Annotated in this window: 20 protein-coding genes and 1 pseudogene; 9 read left to right on the top strand and 12 right to left on the bottom strand. The window is 68.6% G+C overall.

Annotation, left to right across the window (positions count from 1 at the left end; genetic code table 11):
* Positions 1-321: 321 nt before the first annotated feature.
* The 5 genes and pseudogenes from OG293_RS03125 to OG293_RS03105 all read left to right on the top strand — a co-directional run bounded on the left by OG293_RS03125 (position 322) and on the right by OG293_RS03105 (position 5,765).
* Complete coding sequence (locus OG293_RS03125; protein ID WP_405997203.1) at positions 322-2,553, top strand: nitrate- and nitrite sensing domain-containing protein; 2,232 nt, start codon at positions 322-324, stop codon at positions 2,551-2,553.
* Positions 2,537-2,959: a roadblock/LC7 domain-containing protein gene (locus tag OG293_RS03120; protein ID WP_405997202.1), complete on the top strand. Its 423-nt coding sequence runs from the start codon at positions 2,537-2,539 to the stop codon at positions 2,957-2,959. The genes OG293_RS03125 and OG293_RS03120 overlap by 17 nt, the downstream gene beginning before the upstream one ends.
* Positions 2,960-2,985: 26 nt before the next feature.
* Positions 2,986-3,375: a DUF742 domain-containing protein gene (locus tag OG293_RS03115; RefSeq protein WP_405997201.1), complete on the top strand. Its 390-nt coding sequence runs from the start codon at positions 2,986-2,988 to the stop codon at positions 3,373-3,375.
* A gap of 358 nt (positions 3,376-3,733) precedes the next feature.
* A pseudogene (locus OG293_RS03110) lies at positions 3,734-4,459 on the top strand (PAS domain-containing protein); the annotation flags it as partial.
* A gap of 253 nt (positions 4,460-4,712) precedes the next feature.
* Positions 4,713-5,765: an ATP-binding SpoIIE family protein phosphatase gene (locus OG293_RS03105; RefSeq protein WP_405997200.1), complete on the top strand. Its 1,053-nt coding sequence runs from the start codon at positions 4,713-4,715 to the stop codon at positions 5,763-5,765.
* A 29-nt stretch (positions 5,766-5,794) separates the two neighbouring features.
* Here the strand turns inward: OG293_RS03105 and OG293_RS03100 are convergent, their stop codons facing one another.
* From OG293_RS03100 to OG293_RS03080, 5 genes are all read right to left on the bottom strand, one after another.
* Complete coding sequence (locus tag OG293_RS03100; RefSeq protein ID WP_405997199.1) at positions 5,795-5,917, bottom strand: hypothetical protein; 123 nt, start codon at positions 5,915-5,917, stop codon at positions 5,795-5,797.
* 11 nt (positions 5,918-5,928) lie between these two features.
* The gene (locus OG293_RS03095) at positions 5,929-6,816 is read right to left on the bottom strand and encodes a LysR family transcriptional regulator (RefSeq protein WP_405997198.1); all 888 of its coding nucleotides are present in this window, start codon (positions 6,814-6,816) and stop codon (positions 5,929-5,931) included.
* Between the two features lie 42 nt (positions 6,817-6,858).
* Entirely contained in the window at positions 6,859-7,347 is a 489-nt protein-coding gene (locus tag OG293_RS03090) for an SUMF1/EgtB/PvdO family nonheme iron enzyme (protein WP_405997197.1), read from the bottom strand.
* Positions 7,348-7,525: 178 nt separating this feature from the next.
* Positions 7,526-9,025 carry a long-chain-fatty-acid--CoA ligase gene (locus OG293_RS03085; RefSeq protein ID WP_405997196.1) on the bottom strand — a complete coding sequence of 500 codons (1,500 nt, stop codon included), beginning with the start codon at positions 9,023-9,025 and terminating at the stop codon, positions 7,526-7,528.
* Between the two features lie 157 nt (positions 9,026-9,182).
* Entirely contained in the window at positions 9,183-10,682 is a 1,500-nt protein-coding gene (locus tag OG293_RS03080; protein ID WP_405997195.1) for a flavin-containing monooxygenase, read from the bottom strand.
* 52 nt (positions 10,683-10,734) lie between these two features.
* Between OG293_RS03080 and OG293_RS03075 the strand changes: the two genes are divergently transcribed.
* From OG293_RS03075 to OG293_RS03065, 3 genes are all read left to right on the top strand, one after another.
* Complete coding sequence (locus OG293_RS03075) at positions 10,735-11,436, top strand: TetR/AcrR family transcriptional regulator (RefSeq protein ID WP_405997194.1); 702 nt, start codon at positions 10,735-10,737, stop codon at positions 11,434-11,436.
* Positions 11,437-11,569: 133 nt separating this feature from the next.
* The gene (locus tag OG293_RS03070) at positions 11,570-12,523 is read left to right on the top strand and encodes an alpha/beta hydrolase (RefSeq protein ID WP_405997193.1); all 954 of its coding nucleotides are present in this window, start codon (positions 11,570-11,572) and stop codon (positions 12,521-12,523) included.
* On the top strand, positions 12,441-12,671 hold the full coding sequence (locus OG293_RS03065) for an SDR family NAD(P)-dependent oxidoreductase (RefSeq protein ID WP_406003488.1): 231 nt from the start codon (positions 12,441-12,443) through the stop codon (positions 12,669-12,671). The genes OG293_RS03070 and OG293_RS03065 overlap by 83 nt, the downstream gene beginning before the upstream one ends.
* A 328-nt stretch (positions 12,672-12,999) precedes the next feature.
* On the opposite strand, the gene OG293_RS03060 is transcribed toward OG293_RS03065, so the two are convergent.
* Together OG293_RS03060 and OG293_RS03055 are read right to left on the bottom strand one after the other, a co-directional pair.
* Positions 13,000-13,647 carry a TetR/AcrR family transcriptional regulator gene (locus OG293_RS03060; RefSeq protein WP_405997192.1) on the bottom strand — a complete coding sequence of 216 codons (648 nt, stop codon included), beginning with the start codon at positions 13,645-13,647 and terminating at the stop codon, positions 13,000-13,002.
* A gap of 106 nt (positions 13,648-13,753) precedes the next feature.
* Entirely contained in the window at positions 13,754-14,035 is a 282-nt protein-coding gene (locus OG293_RS03055) for a hypothetical protein (RefSeq protein WP_405997191.1), read from the bottom strand.
* Between the two features lie 188 nt (positions 14,036-14,223).
* On the opposite strand from OG293_RS03055, the gene OG293_RS03050 reads away from it, so the two are divergent.
* The gene (locus OG293_RS03050) at positions 14,224-15,843 is read left to right on the top strand and encodes an MFS transporter (RefSeq protein WP_405997190.1); all 1,620 of its coding nucleotides are present in this window, start codon (positions 14,224-14,226) and stop codon (positions 15,841-15,843) included.
* Between the two features lie 152 nt (positions 15,844-15,995).
* Here OG293_RS03050 and OG293_RS03045 read toward each other — a convergent pair whose 3' ends face one another.
* The 5 genes from OG293_RS03045 to OG293_RS03025 form a co-directional block, all read right to left on the bottom strand.
* Positions 15,996-17,519, bottom strand: a complete 1,524-nt coding sequence (locus OG293_RS03045; protein ID WP_405997189.1) for an aldehyde dehydrogenase family protein — start codon at positions 17,517-17,519, stop codon at positions 15,996-15,998.
* A 109-nt stretch (positions 17,520-17,628) separates the two neighbouring features.
* Complete coding sequence (locus OG293_RS03040) at positions 17,629-19,191, bottom strand: GMC family oxidoreductase (RefSeq protein ID WP_405997188.1); 1,563 nt, start codon at positions 19,189-19,191, stop codon at positions 17,629-17,631.
* Between the two features lie 55 nt (positions 19,192-19,246).
* Positions 19,247-20,833, bottom strand: coding sequence for an APC family permease (locus OG293_RS03035; RefSeq protein ID WP_405997187.1), 1,587 nt, complete (start codon positions 20,831-20,833; stop codon positions 19,247-19,249).
* A complete protein-coding gene (locus OG293_RS03030; RefSeq protein ID WP_405997186.1) occupies positions 20,830-22,299 on the bottom strand; it encodes an aldehyde dehydrogenase family protein in 1,470 nt (489 codons plus the stop codon). The genes OG293_RS03035 and OG293_RS03030 overlap by 4 nt, the downstream gene beginning before the upstream one ends.
* Positions 22,300-22,715: 416 nt before the next feature.
* Positions 22,716-23,969 carry a GAF domain-containing protein gene (locus OG293_RS03025; protein ID WP_405997185.1) on the bottom strand — a complete coding sequence of 418 codons (1,254 nt, stop codon included), beginning with the start codon at positions 23,967-23,969 and terminating at the stop codon, positions 22,716-22,718.
* Positions 23,970-23,998 lie beyond the last annotated feature (29 nt).

The raw sequence follows: 23,998 nt of genomic DNA, 5'->3' as shown, positions 1-23,998 counted from the left end.
ATGACGGGTTGCCAGGGGCACCGGAGCAACACCTGATTCCGAGCCCTACAGCAGCGGCAACCCCGAGGAGTGGCGTACATGCCTGCGAGCGGATCGACCAGGAGTACCTCACAGAGGACTGCCTCGCGTATGCGCCCGTTTCCGTCTCAAACGAGACGTATGCCCGGCACACACGCGCGGCGACGGCACCGGTCGATCCGGACTTCTCTCATGCTTCTGTCCCTGGTCCCCTGCATCGCGCTCGCCGGCTTGTGGGCCGTAACAACCAGTCAGATGCTGGGACAGGGAGCTGACCTCCGTAACAGAGTCCAGGCCGGCCGTATGCTCCAGCCGCCGGCCGTAGAGATGTTCCGCAACCTGCAGCGGGAGCGTGCCCTGACCGCGGTCTGGCTCGCTGACACTGCTTCCTCGCACGAGGCGCTGGACTCCCAGCGTCCGAAGACCGATGCCGCCCTGGGGGCGATGGGTGGTCTGGCGGAGGCCATGAAGGACGCCCCTCCGCGTTCCAGGGTCTCCTTCCAGCCGCTCGCGGACGCACTCCAGCGATTCCCCCTCCAAGTCCTGCGGGAAGGGATCGACACGCAGTCCATCAGCGATGAACAAGGCCTCAGCGCGTTCACTCAACTCATCAACCTCGAGATCCAGGTGACGAGTGAGATCAGCGCCCAGGTCGATAACGGGTCCCTGGTGGCCGCGGTGGCGCCCCTGGGGCTGGTGGTGAACGCTGCGGAACAGATCGCGCGTGAGAACACTGTGCTCGCACCGGCCGTGGCGACCGGTCTGCTCACCGATCGGGCACGGGCAGAGTTCATCATGGCCACAGGTACCCAGCGGTTTCTTGTGGCCGCACTGTCCGCCCAGCTCTCCGACCGCAGTCGGCCAGCATTCCAGAGGATCACGAATAGTGCTGCCTGGAAGACCATGGTCTCGATCGAGAATGCGGTCTTGGGCCAGCCTGAGGTCGCTGACGGCAGCGGCTCCGTAGAGAGTGCGGCCAATGCCCCGCCGCCGTCGGCAAGTCGGTGGGATGGCGCTCTGCGCCAGGTGAGCAATGATCTCGATCAGTTCATCCAGCAAAGTAGTGAGAACTTCCGGGCACTTCAGACGGAACAGGGGAGCCAGCTCATACGGAAGTCGATCGCCATCAGTGCCGCAGGACTCGCCGTAGTAGCCGTCGTGGCGGTCCTGTCGTGGCGCACTGCCCAGTCCCTGCTGCGGAGAATGGCAGGCCTGCGCCAGGCCACCCTCGAGCTTGCCGAGTGTCGTCTGCCCACTCTGGTCGATCGACTGAACCGCAATGAGGCGATAGATGTCAGCGAAGTGGCGCCAGAACTGGACTACGGACACGATGAGTTGGGGCAAGTCGTCAAGGCGTTCAACACGGTGCAGCGGACCGCCGTCCGCAGCGCCGTGGCCTTGGCCGACGTCCGCCATGGGTTGGAGAATGTGATCCTGGGGATCGCCCGCCGCACGCAGAACCTGGTGAACCTACAACTCACCCTGCTGGACAGGCTGGAGAGCGAGCACCAGGAGCCCAAAGTTCTGAAGGGTCTCTACGAGCTGGACTCCCAGGCGAGCCAGATACGTCGATACCAGGAGAACCTTGTGATCACGGCTGGTTCCCAGCCAGGGCGCCGTTTCAACGAACCGGTCTCCGTCGTCGACGTGCTGCGCAGCGCGGTCGGGGAGGTTGCCGACTACCAGCGCATCGCCATTTGCGCCGATGGAACGCTCCGGTTCGCTGCGCACGCGGTCGCCGACCTCATCCATCTGCTGACCGAACTCATCGACAACGCAGCGAGCTTCTCCCCGCCGGACTTCCCTGTCGCGGTCAATGTCGAGCAGGCGAGCAAGGGCCTTGTGATCCAGATCGAGGATCGTGGCTTCGGGATGAGTGAGGACGGCTATGCCGAGTCGAACAGGAGGCTGGCAGAGCCGCCCCCCTTTGACGTCTTCGCCCTGGCCGAGGACGCTCGTGTGGGCCTGTTCGTGGTCGCCTGGCTCGCTGCCAGGCACCACATAGAGATCACACTGCGCGCCTCGCCGTTCGGCGGCACGTCCGCCATTGTCCTCATTCCGGCAAAGCTGGTGATCAACGCTCCCTCACTGAAGGGGGCTACGGCAGATGTCGACCACCCCGGCGGGACCAGCCTCATGGCATCAGTGACCGACTTTCCCAGACCCAGCGCTCTCGACTCCGGGCCGACGGCGACCTCAGACAGTGGAACGCCCCGCTCCATCCCCCTACCCCCGCTGTCTCCGCAGCAAGAACCGGCGGAACGTCCGACAGCGGCGCCATTCCCTGGCTCTCCTCAGAATCCCCCACGCCTGCCCCAGCGTGTTCCACAGGCTTCCCGGGTCAAGGAGCTGCGCCGCCCCTGCGCTCCCGTGTCAGAACCGGACCCGCGTCCGGGACCGCTGCCTACGCCCGAGCGCCTCGCCGCGACTATGGCCGCGTTCCAGCGCGGATCGGTACATGCGCGCGATTTCGGCGGTCCTCGCTCTCGACCCACATCGCTCCCTCGAAGGGCCCCTGATGACGCCCCGTCCTGAAAACCTCCCAGCGAACGACACCCAGGTCGGCCTTTTGCTGACCAGTCTGGTGGAGCGAGTCGCCCATGTGCGCCACGCCGTCGTCGTCTCCGACGACGGACTGGTCGTCAGTAAGTCCAGCTCGGTCGACCGCGCCCGTTCGGAACGCCTCGCGGCCACGACGTCAGGACTGGTGAGCCTCGGCAACGGCATCTGCGCCGACTTCGCGGGCGGCGCTGTGTTCCAGACGCTGATCGAGATGCAGGATGGGTTCGTCCTTCTTGCCTCGGCCGGGAAGGGCGCGCATCTGACGGTGCTTGCCTCCGCACAAGCAGACATCGGTGTGGTGGCCTTCGAGATGAGTATGCTCGTCAGGGAAATCGGCGGTCCGCTCAGCGCATCGCCGCGTATCGAACCAGCTTCGTGAATCGCGTTCCGTAACTTTCCAGAGCCATGAGCCAACATACCGATCAGCCCGGGAACGGGACATCGCACGACGCCGTCTGCCGTCTGGTGCGCCCTTTCACCCTCGTCGGCGGACGTACAGAGCCCACACGGGACATCTTCACCCTCATCACCCTCATCACCACGGCCAAGGACGCGGGACCTCGCCGTACTCGCGCACTTCCTCCGGAACACCGGCAGATAGTGCAGATGTGCACCATGCCGAAGGCTGTAGCCGAGGTCGCGGCCCATCTCGACTTGCCGGTTTCGGTGGCCACCATTATGTTGTCGGACCTGCTCGACGAGGGTCTGATCACCGCTCATGCACCAGTCAGGGCGTCGGACGACGGAGGGCTCGCCCTGCTGCACAGAGTGAGGGACGGTCTTGCACGGCTGTGACAAGTGCCCCGGTGACAAGGACCCTCATACCTGGCGGGTACAGATTGCTGCATGTGCCCGGTTCCCCACCACACTGACTGGTCTCGTCGCCTCCGGACATCGCACACACCCACTCGTCGGCCGGGCACACCACGGGACGGACGACCGAGATCGGGCAGGTGGCATTCCGGATTGCCGAAGATGGTCGCGGCGATCACGGACTGCGGGTGTGTCACTACAGCGGGTTGCGGACGTTGGCCGACAACGGCCCCATGGGCGTATTCGCTGAGGTGCGGGGGGCCGCACCGCGGTCCTCCGGCACCGGCCAGTGGGTGTGGTCGGCTGTCCTGAGCGGCGCTTGGTGGCTGTCTGCGGTGGAATGGGGCTGTTGGCCTCGCTGCCTGGGGCGGCGGGGGGAAGCGGCCTGGAGGAGTCGATCATGAACGCGCGACCGGGCACCTCTGAGCTCCGTGGGTGGTCTGCGGCGGGTGGTGCACGGGTTGTGCTGGATGGGCGGGGTGTTATCGCCGAGTGGAGTGTGCAGGCGCAGGAGCTGCTTGGCTATCCGGCGGATGAGGTCGTGGGCCGTCCTGTGACGGCGCTGCTGTCTGCCGGGGAGCGGTCGGCGTCCGCGGGCCTTATCCGGGAGGTGCCGGGCCCTGGTGAACGGTTGGCTGCCCGGCATCGGGACGGGCGCCTCCTTGATGTCCGGGTGCAGGTGCGTCTCCTGGTGGCAGAGGGCACTGTGGGCTGGGCAGTGGTTCTGAAGGCCGTGGACGGCACCGATGAGCAGGTGCTTGATACGGCGCTGCTGAGGGCGCTGCTGACCGAGTCCCCGCTGGGTGTGCAGGTCCTCGACCCCGGGCTGCGGGTTCTGCGGCTGACTCTTGCCGGGCCGGGGGCACAGGGGGCGGTGGGCCAGGAGGCCATCGGGCGCCTCGCTCGTGAGGTGGCACCGGGCGTGATCGATGACGCTGCGGAGCGCGTCATCCGGTCGGTGCTGGAGACCGGTGAGCCGGTGACCGACTACGAACACATCGGCCGCCCCCCGTCCGATCCTGATCACGATCACGTGTACTCGGTGACGCTGCTGCCGCTGAAGGATGAGAACGGAAGCGTTCTGGGGGTGTGCCTCACGTCGGAGGACGTGTCCGAGCGGCACCGGGCACAGATGCGCCTGGCGCTGCTGGTGGAGGCGGGCACCCGGATCGGTACGACGCTGGACGTGATGACGACGGCGAAGGAGCTGGCCGTGGTCTCGGTGCCGGGCGCGGCAGTACACACGCGAGCGAAGCGCCGCACTCATCCTGCAGCGCAGCCTGCTGCCGCGGCGCGTCCCGGCCCAGAACGCGGTGGAGGTGGCCTGGCGCCACGAGCCCTCCCGCAACGTCGGGGACTGGTTCGATGTCATCCCGCTCTCCGGCGCGCGGGTAGCACTCGTGGTGGGCCGCCTGGTCGGGCAGAGCATGCAGGCAGCGGCGGAAATGGGCCGGCTGCGCAGCGCCATCAACACCCTGGCCGCACAGGACCTGGCCCCCGACGAACTCCTCGCCCAGCTCAACGACCTGGTGACCGGCCAGGCCGATGCCCGGCCTCCCGACGACACCCCGGCAGGGACGCCTCTGGCAGGAGCCACCTGCCTCTACGCGGTCTACGACCCCATCTCCCGACGCTGCACCTTCGCCCGGGCCGGCGGCCTGGCACCCGTGATCATCAAGCCCGACGGCACGGTGGAACTGCCCGACGTCCCGTCCGGCCCACCACTGGGCAGCGGCCGTCCGCCCTACACGACCCTCGAAGTGGAACTACCGCAGGCAAGCGCCATCGTCCTGTCCACCAGCAGCCTCGTCCAACACGGAGACCCGCAGACCGTGCCGGCCGGCCTGCAGCAGATCCTGGCCAACCCCCACCGGCCCATGGAAGACACCTGCGACGCCCTGGTCCGCGCACAGCAGGACAACGGGCAGGACAGCATCACCCTGCTGCTGGCACGCACCAAAGACCTCGGCGAAGACCAAGTCGCGGCCTGGACCCTGCCAAACGACCCCGCAGTCGTCACCACCGCCCGCACGCTGACCCGCCGGCAACTCGCCAACTGGAGCCTGCAAGAACTGGAGCCCACCACCGAACTGATCGTCAGCGAACTGGTCACCAACGCCATCCGCTACGCCGACGGCCCCATCCACCTACGCCTCGTCCGCGACCTCACCCTCATCTGCGAAGTCACCGACAACAGCAGCACCGCCCCACACCTGCGCCACGCGTACGACACCGACGAAGGCGGCCGGGGTCTCTTCCTCATCGCCCAGCTCACTCGCCGCTGGGGCACCCGATACGCCGCACGAGGCAAGACCATCTGGGCCGAACAGACCCTCCCCCCGACCGAACACGATGAAGCCCAAGCCGCTTGATCACCCACACGACGCCCCAGAAGTGCGGCTCACGTCGATGGGCCGGTGGCCGACTCGATGGGATTCGTGGTCCGCAGTAGGTCCAGTCGGCGGGGAAGTCGTAGAAACGCCAGCAGCTCGGCCTCGTCGTCGGTGACCTTCCTGACGGCCATCGTGGCGAGGCTTACCAGCGTGACGCCCGCACCAGCAGGAGCATGAGGAGTTCGGCTGCGGAGAGTGACCGGTCGCGGCGATAGGCGACGACCACACGCCTGGACAGGGGGCTCGGCCGCACATCCAGTGCGCAGAAAGATCCATCCTGCAGGTCCTGGGCCACGGCGTACCGCGACATCAGGGATATGCCGAGGCCGACACGGACCGCCTGCTTGATCGTTTCCGTACCCCAGATGTCGATCTGCGGCGCCGAGCCCAGGCTCCATCGGCGCAGCATCTCCTGCGTATGCGTACGGGTACTGGACCCCGGTTCCCGGAGCAGAAACGTCTCCGATGACAACTCGTCGGCTGTGAGGGGCCGCCCGGACAGCGGATGATCGGCGCGCCCCACCACGACCAAGGGGTCCGGCACGAGATCCTCCATGACGTAATCGCCGACAGGCGGCACTCCGCTGGACACCCCGATACCGACCTCCCCTGTCGTGAGTCTTTCTGCCAGGTCGCCGGCATTGGTGACCACTAGCTTGCAGTCCAGGGCGGGGAAGCGCTGCCGGAACTGCAGGATCAACGACGGCAGCACGTATGTGCCCAACGAGCAGGTCCCCCCGACCACCAGACGGGATTGCCCCGGGCTCGATGCGTCATGCACGGCGCCTACCGCCCGTTCCGCCATGGTCAGGATCTCCCGGGCCTGTGTGAGCAGCACCTCACCGGCCGGCGTCGCACGTGCGGTGGGGCCGGACCGGTCCACAAGCGTCGTCCGGAGCGAGGCCTCCAGCTTCCTGATCTGCTTGGACACCGTCGACTGACTCATGAAGAGCTTCTGGGCGGCCGCCGAGAAGCCGCCGCAGTCGATGACGTGGGTAAAGATCACCAGCTGGTCGAGGTTCAGAGACATCCAGACACTCCGCAACGGCCCTGTGGTCTGGGCGATGGACAGTCAAGGGAGATGGGGATACCGGACGGGCACCCCGCTCGGTTTCCCCATGCGGAGGTCCAGATGGACGGCCGCATGGCTGGCGAATACAGCGGAACCACCTGTTCCGATCCGTTCGGCGTACCAGTCCGACGTCCACTCCCACACGTTGCCGATCATGTCGTACAGGCCGTAGTCGTTGGCCGGGAAGGCCCCGACCGGCGAGGTGCCGGAGTAGCCGTCCAACTGCAGGTTCTCGTACGGGAACTCGCCCTGCCAGGTGTTGGCCATGTACCGGCCGTCCGGGTTGAGTTCGTCGCCCCAGGCGAACTCGCTGTCGGGCAGGCCGCCGCGTGCGGCGTATTCCCACTCGGCCTCGGTGGGGATCTGCTTGCCGGCCCACTCCGCGTAGGCAAGGGCATCCGGCCATGTCACATGGATCACCGGGTGATCGAGCCGGTCGCGCAGCGAGGTGCCCGGACCGCCCGGGTGCCGCCAGTCCGCACCGGGCACCTAGGACCACCACCGGACGTCTCATTCATTCGGTGTCGCCTCCTTCTCTTGTTGTCGGGAGGCGGGTTGGGTGTGTCGGGAGGCGGGTTGTGGGGGTGGGGGGTGGCGGGGTGTGTGTTGTGTGGTTGGGGGTGGTGGTTGGGGGTGGTGGCTGGTGGTGGCTTTGGGGGGGGTGGGTTCAGCTGTTGGTCTGTGGGTTGGTCATGTTTGCTGGTGCTTTGACGTTGCGTCTGAGGATTTTGCCGGTGGGGGTTTTGGGCAGGTCCGGGACGATCCATATGTGTCGGGGGTATTTGTATGCTGCGGCCTGGGCTTTGATGTGCTCGCGTAGTTCCTCGGGGGTGGCGGTGGTGCCGTCTTTGAGTGCGACGGCGGCGCAGATCTCCTCGCCGAGTTCGGGGTGTGGGATGCCGATGACGGCGGCTTCGCGGACGGCGGGGTGGGTGTAGAGGAGTTCTTCGATCTCGCGTGGGTAGACGTTGTAGCCGCCGCGGATGATGAGGTCCTTTTTGCGGTCGACGATGTAGTAGTAGCCGTCCGTGTCGACCCGGGCCAGGTCGCCGGAGCGGAACCAGCCGTCGGTGTCGATCGCTTCGGCGGTGGCCTCGGGGCGGCCCCAGTAGCCTTTCATGATGTTGTGGCCGCGGATGGCGATCTCGCCGATGCCGTCTGCGAGGTCCAGCAGGGTCATCTCCACTCCGTCGACGGGCTGGCCGATCGACCCGGGCTTGCGGACCCGGTCGGGGTGGTTGAACGAGGCCACGGGCGAGGTTTCGGAGAGGCCGTAGCCTTCCACGATGATGCAGCCGAACTCGGCCTCGAAGGCGTGGAGTACCTCCACCGGCATCGCTGAGCCGCCGGAGATGCACAGCCGCAGGCTGTGCGTGTCGAACGTCGACCGTTCCGGGTGGCTCAGCAGTCCGACATACATCGTGGGCACGCCCTGGAAGATGCTGACCCGGTGGCGTTGGATCGTCTCGAGTACTGCGTGCGCGTCGAAGCGCGGCACCAGTGCCAGGCAGGCGCCGGCGGCGATCGAGGCGCTCAGGCCGCAGGTCTGGCCGAAGACGTGGAACAGCGGCAGCGCGCCGAGCACCGTGTCACCGGCGGTGAGGGAGAACAGGTCGATGGAGACCTTGGTGTTGCTGGTCAGGTTGGCGTGGGTCAGCTCGGCGCCTTTGGGGGTGCCGGTGGTGCCCGAGGTGTAGAGGATGACGGCGGTGTCCGACGCGTCGCGCTCCACGACCGCGGGCTGCGCGGTGGTGATGGCGAGCAGGGTCTCGAAATCGCCTGGTGTCACCAGCAGGCACTCGGTGCCCGCGGCCGCTGCGCCGGCCTGGGCGTCCTGGGCGAACCCGTGCCAGGCCAGCACCAGTTTCGCTTGCGAGTCACCCAGGTAGAACGCCACCTCACGTGCCTTGAGGAGCACGTTCATCGGTACCACCACGGCGCCGGCGCGCAGGATGCCGTAGTACACCGCGGCGAACTGCGGCACGTTGGGCAGCATGATGCCGACCCGGTCGCCGGGCTGCACGCCCCGGTCGCGCAGCAGTCCCGCCACGCGGGCACTGGCTTTGTCGAGCTGCGCATAGGTCAGCAGCGTGTCGCCGAGGCGGATCGCGGGGGCGTCGCCGTCGCGTGCCGCCGACGCGGCCAGGCTGTGCGCGAGGTTGGTCATGACCAGGTCTCCCTGTCGTTCGGGATGGCAATTCGGGATGGCAATTCGGGATCGGGATGGAATGGGAAGTTGGGAAGTGGTGGGGAGGTTTCAGTTCGCTGCGGGTGTGACAGCGGCGGTGGTGGTGGTGCGCAGTTCGTAGGGGGCGGGGTCGGGTTCAGTTCGTTGCGGGTGTGACGGCGGTGGTGGTGGTGCGTAGTTGGTAGGGGGCGGGGTCGAAGCGTCGGGTCAGGCGGCGGTACTTCCAGGTCGTGTCGGGCCAGTTGCCCCAGGCCACGCCGTCTGTGCCCTGGTAGAAGCTCTGGCAGCCGCCGACCGACCAGACCGTGCGCGCCAGCTTTGCTGTTTGCTGCCCGACGTAGGCGCGCTGTTCCGCGGCGCGGACCTCGATGCTGGTGATGCCGCGTGCGCGCATCAGGCGCAGCGCGTCCATGGCATACGCCACCTGGCACTCTTCCTGGAACACGTGGGAGTTGTGGCCGGTCGCGCTGCCGGGGCCGCCGAGGCGGAACAGGTTGGGGAAGTTGGTCACGGTGACGCCGAGGTAGGTGTGCGGGTTGCCGTTCCAGCACTCGGCCAGGGTCCGTCCGTCGCGTCCGCGCAGGTGTTGCGCGATCGGCGGGTCGCTGACGTGGAACCCGGTGCCGAAGACGATCACGTCGGCGGGGTGCTCGCGGCCGTCGGTGGTGACCACCGAGTCCGCCCGTACCTCGCGGATGCCGGCACTGACCACCTCGACATTGGGTGCCGACAGGGCCGGATACCAGTTGTTGGATATCAGGATGCGTTTGCAGCCCAGCTCCCAGTCCGGGGTCAGCCGCTTGCGCAGTGCCGGGTCGGGCACCTGGCGGCGCAGCTGCCACAGTGCGGCCCTGGTCGCGGTCTGCCGTACCCGCGGCGACACCATGATTTTCCACATCACCAGCTCACGCATCCAGTACTGCCGGCGGCGCACCAGCCGCTGCAGCCAGGGCACCACCGCGTAGAGCCGCCGCTCGATCCGGGTTGTCGCACGGTCCATCCGCGGGGTGACCCACGGCGCCGTCCGCTGCACCACCGTCATCTGCCCGACGACCGGCTGGATCGCGGGCACGAACTGGATCGCCGAGGCACCGGTACCGACGACCACCACGGTGCGGCCGGCCAGATCGAGGTCATGGTTCCAGCGGGCCGAGTGGAACACCTCACCGGCGAAACCGTCCAGGCCCGGCAACTGCGGGAGCGAGGGCTCGGCGATGGGGCCACTGCCGTCGATGAGCACATCAGCGGTCAGCGGTCCGGCGCTGGTCTCGATCCGCCAGCGCTGCGCGGTGTCGTCCCAGGCTGCCTCCAGCAGGCGGCAGCCGAAGCGGATGTGGGGGAGCAGCCGGTGCTTGCGGGCGACCCGGTGCAGGTAGTCGCGGATCTCGGACTGCGGGGAGAAGGCGCGGGTCCAGCGCGGGTTGGGTGCGAAGGACAGCGAGTACAGGTTCGACGGGATGTCGCAGGCGCAGCCCGGGTAGGTGTTGTCCCGCCAGACGCCGCCCACCTCCTGCTCGCGTTCCAGTACGGCGAAGTCTTCCCCCTGGTGTTTGAGCGCGTGGGCCGCGGCCAGCCCGCCGAATCCGGCCCCGACAACGACAACGCGCAGATGCTGCGGCTCGAACTCAGCGGTCATGCGTGCCAGCCCCTCTAGAAAAGCTAACGTGATTCGCGTTAACCTCCCATTCATGGCAGCAGTCGTCAAGAGCCCAGAACCCGAACCGTCCAGCCCCGAACCGTCCAGCCCCGAACCGTCCAGCCCCGGGCCGGACCCGGCCGGACCCGGCCGCCCGCGCCGCCGGCAGCCGGTCCAGGCCCGCAGCCGCGAGACCGTCGAGCGGATCCTCGACGCCGCAGCCGCCCTCCTGGAGGAGGGCGGCGTCGACGCCGTCACCACCCGTGCCATCGCCGAGCGCGCCGGTATCACCGCACCGTCGCTCTACCGCTTCTTCGCCGACCGTGACCAGGTCCTCGACGCGCTGATGGAACAGCACCTCGAACGACTCAGCGCCTTCCTCGCCGGGGCGGAGGAGAGCTGGTCGCCCGCGTCACTGACACAGCTCGTGGGACGCGAGCTCGACTCCTTCGCCGCCTACTTCCAGGCGAATCCCAACGCCGCCCGGCTGTGGTTCGACGGGCGGGTCTCACCCACCGTGCGGGCCGAGGTCCGGCGCTACCACCACCGCACCGCCGAACACCTGCACAGCCTGGCCGTCACGGCCGGCCCGACCACCCCACAGACCGAACTGCTCCCCTTCGTCATGACGGTCGAACTCGGCGACCGAACCCTGGACCTCGCCTTCCGCGAGCGCCGCGACCCCGACCCCGACGTAATCCGCCACGGCCGGATCGCACTCACCGCCTACCTGGAGACCGCACTACCGCAATAGCACCCACCACCCGACACAAACACCGCACAGCAACCACCGCAACGCCACGACGCAGCGCCGGACAGAGCGCGCGCTCCGGCCGGCGGCCCCCGAACGGCCACACCCTCACTCCCCACCGACCAGGAACGGAACCATGTCCATGTACGAGATCACCTTTCCCAGCGGCAAAGACCACTGCTCCGCCTGGCATCTCCCGGGGACCGGTGACGCGTTCGCCGGCGCAGGCGGACGGCCGTGCGTCGTCATGGCGCCCAGCTTCGGGGGCACCCGCGACGGCGGCCTCCAGGCTTACGCCGAGGGCCTCGCGACTGCCGGCCTTGACGTCGTGCTCTTCGACTACCGTGGATTCGGCGGTTCGACCGGAACCCCACGACAGGACGTCTCCTTCCTGCGCCAGCGGCAGGACTATCACGCAGCCATCACCGCGGCTCGTCGGCTGCCGGGCATCGACCCAGCCCGGATCGTGCTCTGGGGCAATTCCTACGCGGGCGGCCACGTCGTCGCGGTCGCTGCCCGGGACCAGCACGTGGCGGCAGTCATCTCGATGACGCCGGCGATGGACGGCATCACCGTCGTCCGGCAACTGGCCCGCAACGGCGGCCCGTTGCACCTGATCAGGGCCACCGTCAACGGTCTCCGTGATGCACTGAGGGCCGTCACCGGCCGCACCCCTCTCCTCGTTCCGGTGGGCGGAGAGCCCGGCTCGAACGCCATCATGGTCAAGCGAGGGCTCCTGCCGGCCTACCGCGCCGTCGCCGGCCCGGCCTGGCGCAACGAGGTATGCGCACGCACAGCACTCCAAGTGGCGTTCAACCGACCGATCAAGTTCGCCTCCCGTGTCTCCTGCCCGCTGCTCATCCAGGCCGGGACCCACGACCAACTCGTGCCACCGGCGCCCGCACGCCGGGCCGCCGCGAAGGCGGGCAGCCGGGCCCAGCTGGTGGAGTACCCCATCGACCATCTCGACGTCTACACCGGCCCGGCGCAGGCACACGCGCTGGCCGATCAGCTCACATTCCTGCGCCACACCCTCGCACCGAGCCCCACTCGCCACCAGACGTCTGCCCCCCGTCACAAAGAACCCTGATCCCGGACTCATCACCGGCGTCGGCAGCGGCATCGGCCGCGCCACCGCCCTGCTCAGCGCCCAGCGCGGCGCCACACTCGTCCTCTGCGACCGCGACGAAGCGGGACCCAACGAGACCGCGGCGGCTGCCCGCGCCCTACATCGGTAACGGCAAAGCCATCGACGCACCCCGCCCCGGCAGCACTGTCACGATCGCCCCCTAACGCCCGCCTCGCAGGTCGTCGCCTATGGCCACCTCACCGCGTAGGACCGGCCGATGCCCGGACCACACACAGTCGTTGATGACGTCCCAGCAGGTTTCCTCTGGGAAGGGATCGCCATCGCCGGGTCCCGGGCTTTCCCGACTTCCCCGGCTCCTGGCGACTGCGGCCGGAAGCGCCCAGGGCTGGGTGGAAGCTGGCGGGGCGCACACGACAGGCCCGGCGCGGCGCGCCGGGCCTGTCGAAGCGTTATTGACTGCCGTGCCCGTGCACGGCTCAGTCTTCGTCAGCAGCCTCCGCGGCAACCGTGGAGACGACGTCGCCGACCACGGCACGCGCCTGTTTCTCTGGCACACCGGCCGCAATGAGCACGGAGACCGCGACCCGGGTCCCGTCGTCCTTGAGCGCCCCGGTGTTGACCTCCTCCAAGAGAGCGACCGTGATCGCTTCCAGCCCGGCGCTCAGCACGGCGGCCGACAGAAGGGTGTGGAAGACGCCGTCCCTCTGCCCTCGCTCCAGGATGGCGGCGGCCGCGTCTCGGGCCGGCTTGAGGATCTCGGTCACGCGTTCCGCGCCCAGGTCGTGCCGGGCCAGCGCCTGGAGCATCCGGTAGCGGTCCCCCACGGGCCATGTCGACAACAAGAAGTGCGCGAGTGCCCGCTCCGCCGGTTCCTCCGGCTTCACTCCCGCCACCACCGCGGCCCGGAGGGTCTCGGAAGCTTCCTCGGCCAGCGCCTCCAGAAGCGCCGCCCGTCCCGGGAAGTGACCGAAGAGAGTGCGCCGCACGACACCCGAAGCCCGAGCCAGCTCCTCCAGGGTGACGTCCGGGTTCCGCCCCAACTCCCTACGCGCTGTTGTCAGGATGCGCGCCCGGTTGGACCGCGAATTACGTCGCTGCGGCTCGCGGGCAACCTTCTTGGTCACGAAAACCTCGGTGGATCGATTCGGCGAACGGCAGAGCGGAACGAACGGAATCTCCATTCTGACATGCGACCTCCGATGCGGTCCGGAGCCGTATGCGGTCGCGTTCTCAGGCATCCCGGACCGATACGTCGCCCTCTGCCGGGACGTCCTGCGAAGCGCCGTCGGGCCGGAAGATGACCGACTGGCCCGGGAAGCGGGCACTGAAGCCGCTTGCCGTGAGGCGACCGAGCGCAGGGTGCAGGCCGTCGGGAATGTTCCGCAACTGGATCGGCCTCTCGAAGACCTTGACGAGCAACGCGCTCCCGGCGGCGGGCAGTGAACCGCCCGTGACCTCGAATTCCTTGAAGGCGATGCGGTTGCCGGAGGCATTCGAGACGCTCGTCGTCACGATCGGCGTGCGGTAGCAGTCGCCGACCGGCCACAGGGTGAGGGGGAAGCGGGCCAGGGCGCTCGCGGGATCAGGGTCGGAGTACTGGTGACGGCGAGGCGGGGGTGCAGCAAGTTATTTGCACATCTATGAGCAAGAAGCTAGTCTGCTCATGGATGTGCAAATAACTTGCTGCCTTGGGAGCCCCCGTGCCCTTTCTTGCCAACACACCCGTCGAGAAGATGACCGGACCGTACGCACGGCGCTGGTGGGCGCTGATCGTGCTCTGCCTGAGCCTGCTGATCGTCGTCATGGCGAACACGTCGCTGATCGTGGCCGCGCCCGACATGACTCGGGATCTGAACCTGAGCAGCAGTGAGCTGCAGTGGGTCATCGACGGCTACACCGTCCCGTACGCCGCGCTGATGCTGGTCCTCGGTGCGATCGGCGACAAGTACAGCCGCCGAGGCGCCCTCATCACCGGCCTGCTGATCTTCGCGGGCGGTTCGGTGATGGGCAGCCTCGTCGATCAGACCGCGCTCGTCATCACGGCCCGCGCGATCATGGGCGTCGGCGCCGCCGTGGTCATGCCGGCCACGCTGTCCCTGCTCGTCGCAACCTTCCCGAAGGTCGAGCGCGTCAAGGCCATCACCGTTTGGAGTGCCACCTCCGGCCTCGCCATCGCCGTCGGCCCGCTGGTGGCCGGATGGCTGCTGGAGGACCACTCCTGGGGCTCGACCTTCCTGATCAACGTGCCGATCGCCGTCGTCGCCGTTATCGGCGCGCTGGTGCTGGTTCCGCCGTCCAAGGCGGAAGGCATGGGCCGGATCGACTACGTCGGTGGTCTGCTCTCCATCGTCTCCATCGGCTCCCTGGTCTACGCGACCATCGAGGGCCCGCACTTCGGCTGGGGTGCCGGCCCCGTCACCGCGGCCGTGGTGGCCGGAGTCGGTCTCGTGGCCTTCGTGGCCTGGGAACTGCGCCACCCGCACCCCATGCTGGACGTGCGCAAGTTCCAACTGCGCCCGTTCACCGGCTCGATGATCGCGGTGTTCTTCTTCTTCTTCGGCACCTTCGGCGCGATCTACTACTCCACCCAGTACCTGCAGTTCATCCTCGGCTACGACCCGCTGGAGACGGGTGTACGACTGCTGCCGCTGGCCGGAGCCGTCTTCGTGGGGGCCGCGGTGACCGGGCGCCTGACCCCGAAGCTGGGCGTGAAGCCGATGGTGGTGACCGGCATGGTCATCGGTACGGTCGGCGTCTTCTTGCTCACGCAGATCGACAAGGGCTCGACGTACACCGACTTCCTGGCCCCGATGATGATGCTCGGTTTCGCGATCGGCCTGAGTGTCTCCCCGGCCACCGACACCATCATGGACTCCTTCCCCGAGTCGGAACTCGGCGTCGGCGGCGGCGCCAACGACACCTCGCTGGAACTGGGTGGCTCACTCGGCATCGCGTTGCTGGGCTCGCTTCTCGGTACGGCCTACCGGGACGAGCTGGCCGACCTGGTCGGCGGCCGGCTGCCGACCGCGGCGATGGAGACAGCCCAGGACTCGGTGGGCGGCGGCCTCGCGGTCGCGGAGCAGATCGCCCTGAACCCCGCAGGCGGGGCTCAGCAGGCACAGGCCCTGGTCGACGCCGTCCACGAAGCCTTCGCCCACAGCGTCGCCCAGACCAGCCTCGTCGGGGGAATCATCATGGCCGCCGGGACGATAATCGTCCTCGCCGTTCTCCCCGGCCGCCGGGCCACACGAAAGCACCGGCGGGAAGAACCGCCGGCGGCGGCAGCCAGCCGCGGCGAGGAGGACTCCGCATTCGTCTGAGAATCCTGGTCCTCGTCCTCAGCCCACCACACTCAACGACGAATGGGTCGGCGCATGACTCTCCCCAAGCCGACGCCGGCCACCACCGCGGTCGTGACCGGCGCCGACATCGCCCGCGAGGCGGCCCTTGTTCAGGCGCCCTTTCTCGGTGGCTAGAAGAAGCCCAGCTTCTTCGGCGAGTACGACACCAGCAGGTTCTTCGTCTGCTGATAGTGCTCCAGCATCATCTTGTGGTTCTCGCGGCCGATACCCGACTGCTTGTAGCCGCCGAACGCCGCGTGTGCCGGATACGCGTGGTAGCAGTTCGTCCAGACCCGGCCCGCCTGGATGGCGCGGCCGGCCCGGTAGGCGGTGTTGATGTCACGCGTCCAGACTCCCGCGCCCAGACCGTACAGCGTGTCGTTCGCCGTTTTGATCGCCTCGTCGAAGTCCGCGAAGGAGGTGACGGCGACGACCGGGCCGAAGATCTCCTCCTGGAAGACCCGCATCCGGTTGTCGCCCTCGAAGACCGTGGGCTGGACGTAGTAGCCGTCGGCCAGTTCGCCGCCGTGCTCGATCCGTCGTCCGCCCGTAAGGATCTTCGCGCCCTCCTGCCGGCCGATGTCCAGGTACGAAAGGATCTTCTGGAGCTGGTCGTTGGACGCCTGGGCGCCGATCATCGTGTCCGTGTCGAGCGGGTGGCCCGGCACGATCTTCTCCGTACGCGCGATGCCCGCCTCCAGGAACTCGCGGTAGTGGCCCCGCTGGATCAGGGCACGCGAGGGACAGGTGCACACCTCGCCCTGGTTGAGCGCGAACATCGTGAAGCCTTCGAGCGCCTTGTCGCGGAAGTCGTCGTCCGCCGACGACACGTCGTCGAAGAAGATGTTCGGGGACTTGCCGCCGAGTTCCAGCGTGACCGGCTTGATGTTCTCGGAGGCGTACTGCATGATCAGCCGCCCCGTCGTCGTCTCGCCGGTGAAGGCGATCTTGGCGACGCGCGCGCTGGAGGCCAGTGGCTTTCCCGCCTCCGCTCCGAAGCCGTTGACGATGTTGACGACGCCCGGCGGCAGCAGATCGGCGACCAGGCTCAGCCAGAAGTGGATGGAGGCCGGAGTCTGTTCGGCGGGCTTGAGCACCACCGCGTTCCCGGCGGCCAGCGCGGGTGCCAGCTTCCAGGTCGCCATCAGGATCGGGAAGTTCCAGGGGATGATCTGCCCCACCACGCCGAGCGGCTCATGGAAGTGATACGCGACGGTGTCGTCGTCGATCTCGCTCAGGGAGCCTTCCTGGGCGCGCAGCGCACCCGCGAAGTAGCGGAAGTGGTCGATGGCGAGAGGGATGTCGGCCGCGAGCGTCTCCCGGACGGGCTTGCCGTTCTCCCAGCTCTCGGCCACCGCCAGCTCCTCCAGATGCGCCTCCATCCGGTCGGCGATCTTGTTGAGGATCCCCGCACGCACGTCCGCCGACGTACGGCCCCAGGCGGGAGCGGCCCCATGCGCCGCGTCCAGGGCACGTTCGACGTCCTCCGCGGTGCCGCGGGCGATCTCGGTGAAGGGGCGGCCGTTGACCGGGGTCGGGTTCTCGAAGTACTGGCCGCGCGCCGGCGGGACGTACTCGCCGCCGATCCAGTGGTCATAGCGGGGCTGGTACGAGACGATCGCGCCGTCGCTGCCCGGCGCTGCGTATCGGGTCATCTCCAAGGCCTCCCGGTGAGGGTGCCGTCCGCCATCGGACGGCGCTCGCCGCGAGGCTAGGAGCTCGGAGGTTGCAAGGAGGTTGCGGTGGCCGGGGCGTGTCCGCCGGTCAGGAGGCCTTGAGGAGGTCGGAGCACTTCTCGCCGATCATCATCGTCGTGACGCACGGATTGACCGCGGGCAGGAACGGCATGACGGAGGCGTCGGCCACCCGCAACCCGGTGACACCCTTGACCCGCAGCTGCGGATCCAGCGGCGAGTCCGCGTCGTCGGCCGCGCCCATCCGCACCGTGCCCGCCGGGTGGTAGACGGTGTTGTGGGTCTCGCGGATGTAGGTGAACAGTTCCCCGTCGGACTGGCACGAGGGCCCCGGAGCAAGCTCCTTGCCCGTCCAGTCGGCCATCGGGGCCTGCGAGGTGATCTCCCGCGCGAGCCGCAGTCCGTATGTCATCACCCGGATGTCGTGCTCGTGCGTGAAGTACCGCGGGTCGACCTTCGGCTTGTCGCGGAAGTCGCGGGTGCGCAGCCGCACCGTCCCCATGGACCGGGCCCGGGTGACGTTCGGAGTGAGGCAGAAGGCGTTGTCGGTGGTCGGAAAGCCGCGCCGGTAGGTGTTGAGGTCGAAGGGCACCGAGCCGTAGTGGAACATCAGATCCGGCCGGTCCAGGCCCGGTTGCGTGTCGGTGAAGATGCCGATCTCCCACCACTGGGTCGACGAGGTGACCATGGGCCGCTTCGCCTCCCACATGATCACGCCCTCGGGGTGGTCCTGGAGGTGGGATCCGACGCCGGGGGCGTCGACGCGTACGTCCACGCCGCACTCCCGCAGATGCGCGGCGGGGCCGATGCCCGAGAGCATCAGCAGCTTGGGCGAGTCGATGGCGCCGCAGGAGACGATCACCTCGCGGCGGGCTGCGACGGACCCGCTGTGGAGGGTGTCCGGCTTCAGGTACTCCACGCCGGTGCAGCGCCCCTGGTCGTCGAAGAGGAGCTGTTTGGCCTGGAGCTCGGTACGCACGTCGAGGTTGGGCCGCTTGCCGAGAACCGGGTGGAGATAGGACACCGAGGAGGATGAACGGGTGCCGTCCGCACGGCAGTTGATCTGGAACCAGTGCGCACCGCGCACCACCGTCCGGCCCGTGTTGAACGGGGTGGTGGGGATGTCGGCCTCGGCACAGGCCGCGAGCAGCGCACGGCCGCACGGGTCGTTCGGCGGGACCGTGCGGATGACGACCGGGCCCGACCGGCCGTGGTGGTCTCCGGCCGCGTCGTTGGTCTCCAGGAGCTTGTAGAGCGGGAAGCAGTCCTTGGCGCTCCAGCCCGTGCACCCCAGCGCGCCCCATTCGTCCAGGTCTTCGGCCGGGGCCCAGAAGGCGATGCAGGAGTTGTGCGAGGAGCAGCCGCCGAGCACCTTGGCGCGGGCGTGCCGCAGGAAGCTGTTGCCGTTCTCCTGCGGTTCCACCGGATAGTCCCAGTCGTAGCCGGACTCCAGCAACGCCATCCACCGGTCGAGCTTGAGGATGTTCTCGTCGCCGACGTCGGAGGGCCCTGCCTCCAGCAGGCAGACACTGACGTCCGGGTCCTCGGTCAGTCGTGCGGCGATGACGGCACCGGCCGTGCCGCCGCCGACCACCACGTAGTCGAACGCGTCGACGGGACTCTGTGCGGACATCGCATCTCCAGGATCGGGGTCGAGCAGGACGCCAGGACGTCACGAGGCCAGGGCGTCAGGCGGAGGGGGCCGCCGGGCCGCCGGGGACGACGAAGCGGTGCTCCTCGAGCACGCCCGTACGGTGCCGCTGCACGAACCAGTAGTAGGCGAAGCCGCCCAGGGCGACCGCTCCGACGAAGAGGAACGCTCCCCAGCGCAGGTACCAGTGCTGCGGCCCGGTGGCGTTGTAGACCTCGGCCCGCGGCCAGGCGAGGTTCAGGGACATGGCCGCGCCCCACAGCACGGCGAGGATGTTGACGGGCAATCCGAACCGGCCGAGGGAGAATTTCCCCTCCGCGGGCCGCCATGTGCCGCGCAGCCGTTTGACCAGCATGGGGAGCGTCACCAGCAGATACGCCAGATAGATCATGATGATCGCGATACTGGTGATCACCGAGAAGATCTGCGGCTGGTTGATGTTGATGACGAGAATGACCACGCCCACGATGCCGATCACCACGGAGGGCACGACAGGCGTCTTGAAGCGCGGGCTGACCCGGGCCAGGTGGGTACCCGCGGGAAGGTTGTTGTCCCGCGCCATGGCGAACATGAGCCGGATTCCCGCCGCCTGCACCGCGAGGACGCAGACGGTGATGGCGACCACCACGCACCACAGGAAGATCTCGCCGATGGTCTTGCCGAGCGTCGCCAGGACCACGTACTGCAGTCCCTCCGTGCCGAGCTGCTCGGCGTTCAGATCGGGTACGGCCATCAGAGCGAACAGCAGGATGAGACCGCCGATGATGAAGGACGCGATCAGTGCGCGCAGGATGGCACGCGGAGCGTTGCGGCTCGGGTCGTGGGACTCCTCGCCGAGGGACGACGCCGTGTCGAAGCCGTACATCACATACGCGGAGGCGAGCGACGCGGTGAGGAACGCCCCGAAGTAGCCGAGGGCGTCACCCGCTCCGAGTCCGTAGGTATCGGTCAGGACGGTGCTGGGGCCGCGGGTGATGTGGGCCGCGAGGAAGATGACGAGGCCCACCGCGGCGATCAGCTCGATGAAGACACCGGCCGAGTTGATGCTCGCCATCAGCTTCACGCCGAACGCGTTGACCAGGGTGGAGAAGAGGATGAGCACACTGCCGAGCAGAACGGCGTTGGCCGCCGCGTCGGTCTTGCCGCTGCCGTCGCCGACGAACTGGAACCAGTCGTCGATCTGCGGCAGCGTGATCTGGTAGGCGAGAGCCACGGCGGAGAGCGTCACCATGGTGGCCGTCATCATCATCCAGCCGCCGAGCCAGCCGACGTGCGGGCCGCCCATGGTCTTGGACCAGTTGTAGATGGACCCGGCCACCGGGTAGCGGGCGGCCAGCTCGCAGAAGCACAGGGCCACCATCAGCTGGCCGAAGAAGACCATCGGCCAGGACCACCAGTAGGCCGGGCCGCCGAAGGCCACACCGAAGTAGAAGAGCTGGAAGGTGCCGGTGAGGATCGAGATGTAGCTGATCCCGGCGGCGAAGGTGTGGAAGTTCCCGAGGGTGCGCTTGAGCTCGGGCTTGTAGCCGAAGTCGCCGAGCGCGTCGTCGTCGTGTCTGCTCTGGGTGAGCTGTGCGTCTGAAGGACTCGGGTGTTCCGGTCCGCTGCCTGTGCCGGCGCTCATGCGAACCACCTCTGCGGGCGCGGCGCGAGATTGCGCCAGACGTGTTTGGCCTCCTGGTACTCCGCGAGGCCCGCGGGACCCAGTTCTCGGCCGAATCCAGACTGCTTCATTCCGCCCCACTCCGCCTGGGGTACGTACGGATGGAAGTCGTTGATCCACACGGTTCCGGCGCGCAGCCGGGACGCCACCCGGTGGGCCCGGCCGACGTCCTGCGACCAGACGGCTCCGGCCAGTCCGTAAACGGTGTCGTTGGCGAGCGCCACCGCTTCGTCCTCGTCGCGGAACGTCTCGACGGTGAGCACCGGGCCGAACGACTCGTCGTGCACCACGGACATGCCCGGTGTGCATGCGTCCAGCACGGTCGGCAGGTAGTAGAAGCCGTCGCGCAGGGCCGGGTCGTCGGGGGGTGCGCCGCCGCAGCGCAGCACCGCGCCGTCGGCGAGACCGGCCGCGACGTAGGCCGCGACCTTTTCGCGGTGCGCGGCCGAGATCAGGGGCCCGGTGCGGGCGTTCTCGTCGAACGGGCCGCCGAGCCGGATCCGCTTGGCCTGCACCACCACTTCGTCCACGAACCGGTCGTGCAGCTCTTCCTGTACCAGGAGCCGTGCCCCGGCCGAACAGACCTGGCCGGAATGCAGGAACACGGCCATCAGCGCGTAGTCGACCGCCGCGTCGAAATCGGCGTCGGCGAACACGATGTTGGGGTTCTTGCCGCCCAGCTCCAGGGCGATCTTCTTCACCGTGGGCGCGGCGGCCGCCATGATGCGCCGTCCGGTCACCAGCCCGCCGGTGAACGAGACCAGATCGACCCGGGGATCCTCACTCAGCGGGGCGCCCGCGCCGGGGCCCGCACCGAGGACCAGATTGGCGGCGCCGTCGGGCAGACCGGCCTCGGTGAGCAGGCGCATCAGGATGATGGAGGTGTGCGGGGTCAGCTCGCTGGGTTTGAGGACGAAGGTGTTGCCGGCGCCGAGCGCCGGTGCGACCTTCCACGAGGTCTGCAGCAGCGGATAGTTCCACGGAGTGATCAGCGCACACACGCCCACCGGCTCGTGTACCACCCTGCTGTCCGTGTCGGGGTTGCCCGTGTCGACGATCCGGTCGCTGCCGCCCGAGGCCGTCAGGTTGCCGAAGTAGCGGAAGCAGTCGGCGATGTCGTCCATGTCGTACTCGCTCTCCACCAGCCGCTTCCCGGTGTCCAGGGATTCGGCGCGGGCGAGTGCGTCCTTGTCGCGTTCCAGGAGGTCGGCGACGCGCAGCAGCAGGCGGCCACGCTCTGCCGCCGGGGTGGAGGGCCAGGGACCGCTGTCGAAGGCGTCGCGGGCCGCGGTGATCGCCGCGGCGGCGTCCTTCGGCCCGGCCTCGTCCACGGTCGCGACCAGCGTGCCGTCCGCCGGGCAACGGATCTCGCGCGTCCGCCCGTCGGCCGCGGCGGTCCACGTACCGCCGATGAACAGCTCCGGCATGGGGCTCCTCCGGGTTCGGATGGGCGGGCACCCGACACGGGACCGGCCGGGTCACGCCTCAGGCCGTGTCCGCAGAGTCTCGCCTGGTTCGCAGAGTCTCGCCTGGTTCGCGACGCCCTCGGGGCTGACGCCGATACTTTGCGGACACTCCCTGGTGGTGCTCTACCCATTGACAGTAAGGAGAAGGGCCCGTGTTCGCAGTGCGGGAACCGTCAACCGGTGGGGGAGGGCCACTGTCCAGATGTTCGATATCCGGGCGGAGGGTGCGGGCGGCCGACGGCCGGGTGTGCGGCGGCCGACGGCCGGGTTCGCGGCGACAGGCGCCGAGAAGCCGGAACCGGACAGCGGGCGGTGCGGGCGGAGCGCCTCAGCCGTCCGCGACCGTCGGCCGTCGGGGCCTGAAGGGACAGCCGCGCTCAGGCCCGCTGCCAGTCGTTCAGCTCCTTCACCCGGGCAAGCGCCGAGGGACGCTGCTGCACGGGGAGCACGGCCGCGAGAGCCCGCCACACCATCAGATCGTCCTCGCCCCACGGGCTGTAGGCCCAGTCGGCGAGCAGCCCCGGATCACCGCGTGCGACGAGCGCCGCCCGCAGCTGGTCCTCCAGGCGGCGGCGCAGCCGCGCCACCAGGGGCGCCTGCGAGGAGGGCAGCAGAGGACCCGCGTAGGCGCTGAGCGCGCCGGTCACCGCCCCCGAGGCCAGCCGCCGGGCCACCGTGTCGAAGTCCGCGTCCGCACGGATGCCGAGGCGGTAGGGACGCGAGAGCAGCAGCCCGGGGCCCAGCAGGCCGCGCAGCCGGGACAGCTCCGCCCGCAGCGTGACCGGGGTGACCGACTCGTCCTCGTACAGCTCCATCAGCAGCTCGTCGCCGCCGATGCCTTCAGGCCGGTGGGCGAGCGCAACCAGGATCTCGCTGTGACGGCGGCTCAGGCGTACCTTGCGCCCGCCCGTCACCAGCAGCGCTTCGTCCCGTCCCAGCGCCGACAGCCGCACACTTCCGGCGGCGGGCGGCGGCGCGAGGAGCTCCAGCTGTGATTCGGCGGCCCGCGCGACCGCGCCCACGAACGCGAGACTGTGCGGATGCGCCAGCCGGTCCCCGCCCGTGATGTCCACAGCGCCGAGCAGCCGGCCGGTGGCCGGATCATGGATCGGAGCAGCCGCGCACGTCCATGCCTGGACGGGCCGCAGGAAGTGCTCGGCCGCGAAGACCTGCACGGGACGGTCCTCGGTGATCGCCGTGCCCGGGGCGTTCGTCCCGGCGACCGCCTCAGCCCAGCGCGCGCCGGGCACGAAATTCATCCGGCCGGCCTTGCCGCGGGTCGCGGACGGCCCCTCGACCCAGAGCAGCCGCCCGTGCGCGTCGCAGACGGCGACGAGATGTTCCCCGTCCTGGGCGTACGCGCCCATCAGCTCCCTGACCAGGGGCATGACCCGGGCCAGCGGATGGCTCTCGCGGTACGCGGTCAGCGTGTCGGCATCCAGCTCCACACCGGCGGTGCCCTCGGGACTGACCCGGGCGCGTGCCGATCGACGCCAGGATTCGGCCACCACCGGACGCACCGGGCGCTCGACGAGTCCCGCCGTCAGATACGCGTCGTACGCCCTGCGCAGCGCGCCGACGCGCTCCGTCGGATCCGCGCCCGACTCAAGGGCCACCCATGCGTCGCTCAACTCGGCCTCCTGGGCCCATCGTGGCCCAG

It is taken from the genome of Streptomyces sp. NBC_00829 (assembly GCF_045161795.1).
Lineage (GTDB): Bacteria > Actinomycetota > Actinomycetes > Streptomycetales > Streptomycetaceae > Streptomyces.
The sequence above is the reverse complement of the archived record's forward strand: the minus strand, read 5'-3'. Positions and strand labels throughout refer to the sequence as shown.